Annotated in this window: 3 protein-coding genes; all 3 read left to right on the top strand. The window is 30.9% G+C overall.

Annotated elements, in window-relative coordinates:
• On the top strand, positions 1–1,471 hold a 1,471-nt coding region (locus DIU01_RS00795; protein ID WP_290831366.1), incomplete at its 5' end, for an ATP-binding protein.
• Positions 1,472–1,984: 513 nt separating this feature from the next.
• Positions 1,985–3,247: a pyridoxal phosphate-dependent aminotransferase family protein gene (locus DIU01_RS00790; protein WP_290831365.1), complete on the top strand. Its 1,263-nt coding sequence runs from the start codon at positions 1,985–1,987 to the stop codon at positions 3,245–3,247.
• 96 nt (positions 3,248–3,343) lie between these two features.
• Positions 3,344–3,832, top strand: coding sequence for a hypothetical protein (locus tag DIU01_RS00785; protein WP_290831364.1), 489 nt, complete (start codon positions 3,344–3,346; stop codon positions 3,830–3,832).
• Positions 3,833–3,847: the final 15 nt, after the last annotated feature.

Raw genomic sequence — 3,847 nt, 5'->3', positions numbered from 1 at the left:
ACTTATGATTGTTTTCGTTCCAAATTGGTTTAAATATGGTTATCCCATCATGAACGTTCTTGGTTTGTTCTTACTAATTTTAATAATCACATCAACAGTAAATATTTATCTAAAAACAAAGAAAGTTTATTTGTTTTTTACATTGGGTATTTTGTCATTGATAACTGGTTTTGTGGTGTTTATATTGAAAAATTTTAGTTTGTTGCCTTATAATTTTATTACAGAAAACAGTTCGAAATTAGGAACCGGACTTGAAGTAATCTTTTTGTCGTTTTCATTGGCTAGCGTGATTAAAGATCTAAAAGACGAAAGAGAAAATCAACAAGGATTGGCACTTCAAAAGTCGGAGGAAATGAACGAAATGAAGTCGTATTTTCTATCTAATATAAGTCATGAGTTGCGAACGCCTTTAAACACAATAATGAATTTTATAGAATCTATTGATGGCGAAACCGACAGTAAATCGATTCAAGAAAAGTGTGAAGTGATTCGAAGTTCGTCAACTAGTTTATTGAGTTCCGTTAACGATATTTTGGATTTTTCTAAAATTGAAAAAGATGAAATAAAACTAGAAGAAGGAGAATTTGACATTCATAAATTACTAGACGAAATTAAAACCGATACTTTAAACAGAGCGCAAAACAAAGGTCTTGATTTTCAATATACTCAGTGTCAAGATTTACCTAAAATGGTGTTTGGTGATGTGAATAGAATTAGACAAATTGTTATGAATCTACTTTCTAATGCATTGAAATTCACTAATGAAGGTATTGTGAAATTTAAAGTTGATTGTGAAATTATAAATGATAAAGTTGCTCTAAACTTTATTGTTTCTGATACTGGAGACGGAATTTCTAAAGAAAAAATCAACAGTATTTTCGATTCATTTTCGCAACAATCCATTAAAAACTCTAGAAAATATGGTGGACTTGGTTTAGGATTATACATTGTAAAAGCATTGGTTAATTTGTACAAAGGCGAAATTGAAGTTCAAAGTATTGTAAATCAGGGAACGGTTTGTAATGTGAAATTGAATTTAACTAAAGTTGCTGTAAAAGAGGAAGTTAAATTGGAAGCAATAAGCAATTATAACCTTCACGGAAAAAGAATTTTAGTAGTAGAAGACAATGCAATGAACCAAATGGTGTTGAAAATGATTACCAAAAAATGGCTCAATACCGAAGTTGATTACGCATTTAATGGTGAAGAGGGTTTAGAGTTTTTAAGAAAATCGAAATACGATGTGATTTTAATGGATCTTCAAATGCCAGTTATGGATGGTTACGAGGCTACAATTGCAATTCGCAGTGGAAATTCGGGAATTAACGATAAAAATATTCCAATAATTGCTGTAACTGCCGACGTTATGGAATCTACAAAGGACAGAGTTAAAGAGATCGGAATGGATTTTTACTTGTCTAAACCAGTAAATAAAGACGTGCTTTTTGAAACTATTTCAAAATGTATGTAAAAAAAATGAAAAACACGTAAAACTACGTATAAACAAGAATTTAGAACAACTTATCTTGGCTAACGAAGTAAGTTAATATTTGTTTTGAAAAATCATTTAAACTTTTAAAAGTTTTTTAAAGCTAAATAAATTTAATAATAGTTCTTATCTTATCAATCTTCTTAGATTATCTTCTAGGTTAAAAATTTGTTTGGGACTCATATTTTATACTTTTAAGATTTGAAACTCTTTATTAAATTGGAGAAAGCAACTGTAAAAGGTTGCTTTTTTTTATTTAGAGAGTTTTATATTTTAGGTTATCAGTTTTATTATTTGGTAGTGAGAAGAATAATGAAAATGAGTTCAATTACTACGAGAAAAGATGTGTGATGGTTACTTAAAAGATTTTCAATTGTAATTTACTTTTCTCCTGCTACAATTATTTGGAGTTGTTAAAAAGATGTAGATAAAATAATTCAAAATAAAAACAAAATAATCATTACTTTTGCATCGTTTTAAAACAACATATTTATCATGGTAAAAGATTTATTTGAAAGAATACAAAACAATAAAGGACCATTAGGAAAATGGGCGTCTCAAGCAGAAGGTTACTTTGTTTTTCCTAAATTAGAAGGAGAACTTGGACCAAGAATGCAATTTCAAGGAAAAAATATTTTGAACTGGAGTTTGAACGATTACTTAGGATTGGCAAATCATCCAGAAGTTCGTAAAGCCGATGCAGATGCTGCTGCTCAATATGGTGCGGCATATCCGATGGGTGCGCGAATGATGAGTGGTCATACTGATGCTCACGAACAACTTGAAAAAGAATTGGCTGCTTTTGTAATGAAAGAATCGGCTTACTTATTAAACTTTGGATACCAAGGAATTATGTCATGTATTGACGCTTTGGTTACAAAAAATGATATCATTGTTTATGATGTAGATGCGCACGCTTGTATTATTGATGGCGTTCGTCTTCACATGGGAAAACGTTTTACATACAAACATAACGACTTGGAAAGCATGGAGAAAAATCTTCAGCGTGCTACCAAAATGGCTACAGAAACTGGTGGTGGAATTTTATTCATTACAGAAGGAGTTTTCGGAATGCGTGGACAACAAGGAAAACTAAAAGAAATTGTTGCTTTAAAAGAAAAGTACAATTTCCGTTTATTAGTTGATGATGCTCACGGTTTTGGAACATTAGGAAAAACTGGTGCTGGAGCAGGAGAAGAGCAAGGCTGTCAAGACGGAATTGATGTTTATTTCTCAACATTTGCAAAATCTATGGCAAGTATTGGAGCTTTCCTTGCTGCCGATAAAGATGTTATTGATTATTTAAAATATAATTTACGTTCTCAAATGTTTGCAAAGGCATTGCCAATGATTCAAACGGTTGGTGCTTTAAAGCGTTTAGAGTTACTTCGTAAATCATCAGAATTAAAAGATAAACTTTGGGAAAATGTTAATGCCTTACAAAACGGATTAAAATCTAAAGGTTTCAATATTGGTGATACAAATACTTGTGTGACTCCTGTTTATCTTGAAGGTTCAATTCCAGAAGCGATGATTATGGTAAATGATTTGAGAGAGAATTATGGTATTTTTCTTTCAATCGTAGTTTATCCTGTAATACCAAAAGGAATAATATTATTGAGAATGATTCCTACAGCTTCTCATACATTGGCTGATATTGATGAAACACTTGCTGCGTTTGAAGCAATTCGTGAAAAGTTAGTAAACGGAACATACAAGAAAATTGCAGAAGCAACTACAGTTGACTTGGACGCATAATTGCTAAAAAAAAATCAACAATAGAAAATCCATTCAATAATTTTGAGTGGATTTTTTTTTGTAATTTTATGCTTTAATTTATCAAATTTATTAAATATGAAAAACAAAATTCTTTTATCTTTTATGATTGTAGCTTTGCTTTTTTCATGTAAAAAAGCTGATGATTCTCAGGAACAAAACAAAGTAGATTCTGCCAAAACCGAAACTGTTGTTGATGTAACTTCTGAACGTGAACCTTTAAAAAATGTTTGCTATAAATTCGACAACGGAAAAGATTTAATCGAAGCTAATTTGTTGTACGACAACGGAAAAGTGAGCGGAAACATAAATTATGACCTGTTCGAAAAAGATAAAAATTCTGGAAACATTGTTGGAAGTATCAATGGCGATACCATCGTTGCTAATTATATCTTTATGTCAGAAGGAGTTGAATCTTTTAGACAACTTGCTTTTCTAAAAAAAGGAAATGCCTTAATTGAAGGTTATGGCGACATTGAAGAAAAGGATGGAAGAATGGTATTTAAAGATATCAAGAAGTTAAATTTTCCAGACAAGATTCAATTGAAAGAAGTTCCTTGTGACTAGTCCTAAATAATCGAT

The organism is Flavobacterium sp., assembly GCF_003525665.1.
Lineage (GTDB): Bacteria > Bacteroidota > Bacteroidia > Flavobacteriales > Flavobacteriaceae > Flavobacterium.
Note: the sequence above shows the minus strand (reverse complement) of the source record. Positions and strands in the feature narration are given on the sequence as shown.